This window comes from Methylobacterium sp. WL116, assembly GCF_008039455.1.
Classification (GTDB): Bacteria; Pseudomonadota; Alphaproteobacteria; order Rhizobiales; family Beijerinckiaceae; genus Methylobacterium.
Window position 1 is genome coordinate 1 of sequence record NZ_VRUV01000836.1, and the last position, 1345, is coordinate 1345.

General features: G+C 73.7%; 1 protein-coding gene. It reads right to left on the reverse strand.

The window, feature by feature from the left end:
* Positions 1-1189 (reverse strand): phosphoribosylamine--glycine ligase (gene purD / locus FV223_RS27770; RefSeq protein WP_147729892.1); only part of this gene is annotated, 1189 nt, incomplete at its 3' end.
* Between the last annotated feature and the right edge of the window lie 156 nt (positions 1190-1345).

Consider the following 1345-nt stretch of genomic DNA (forward strand, 5'->3'; position numbering starts at 1 on the left):
CCGCGTAGGCGCGCGCCTGCGCCTCCAGCACGCTGTCGCCGAGCGCGGTGACCGCCAGCACCCGGCCGCCGTCGGCGAGGATGGCCTCGCCCTCGGCCCGGGTCCCGGCCTGGAACACCAGGGCGCCGTCGCGCTCGGCATCGGCGATGCCGCGGATCGTCGAGCCGCGCACCACCGTGCCGGGATAGCCGGCCGCCGCCATCACCACGGTCAGCGCCGCGCGCGAGGCGTCGAATTCCAGGCAGACGCCGGTGAGGTCGCCGTCGCAGGCCGAGAGCAGCGCCGGCACCAGGTCGGAGGCGAGCCGCGGCATCAGCACCTGCGCCTCCGGGTCGCCGAAGCGGGTGTTGTACTCGATGAGCTTGGGACCGTCCGCGGTCAGCATCAGGCCGGCATAGAGGATGCCGGTGAACGGCGTGCCGCGCGCGCGCATGCCGTCGAGCGTCGGCTGGATGATCGTCTCCATCACGGTCCGCTCGATCGCCGGCGTGACGATGCCCGCCGGCGAATAGGCGCCCATGCCGCCGGTGTTGGGACCGCGGTCGCCGTCGAAGACCCGCTTGTGGTCCTGCGCCGTGCCCATCGGAATCGCCCGCGTGCCGTCGCACAGGACGAAGAAGCTCGCCTCCTCGCCGAACAGGCATTCCTCGATCACGACTTCCGCGCCCGCCTCCGCGAACAGCGCCCGCAGCGCGCCCTCGGCCTGCTCCACCGTCTCGGCGACGGTGACGCCCTTGCCGGCGGCGAGCCCGTCGGCCTTCACCACGATCGGGGCGCCCGCGGCGCGCACGTGCGCGAGGGCGGGATCGAGCGCGGCGAAGCGGCCGTAGCCCGCCGTCGGGATGCCGCGCTCGGTGCACAGCTCCTTGGTGAAGCCCTTCGAGCCTTCGAGCTGCGCGGCGGCCTTCGTCGGGCCGAAGGCGCGGATGCCGGCCCGCGTCAGGTCGTCCACGAGGCCGGCGACCAGCGGCGCCTCGGGCCCGATCACGACGAGGCCGATGCGCTCGGCCTCGCAGAAGCTGCGGACCGCGCCATGGTCGGCGACGTTCAGCTCCGGCCGGTTCTCGCCGTGCTGCGCGGTGCCGGGATTGCCCGGCGCCGTGAGCAGCCGGGTGCAGAGCGGGCTTTTCGCGAGGGCATAGGCGAGGGCGTGCTCGCGGCCGCCGTTGCCGATGAGAAGGATGTTCATGCGATCAGGATGTTCCCGAAATCCGGGAGCGGGGAAAGGGCCGTTTCGCACGAAGGCGCGCGTCGTGCACCGGATCCACCGCCGCGCGGCGGCCTTTGACCTCGGCGCCGCGTCCGCATAGCACTCTCGCCATGGCCCTCGTCCCGCCCCCCGCCC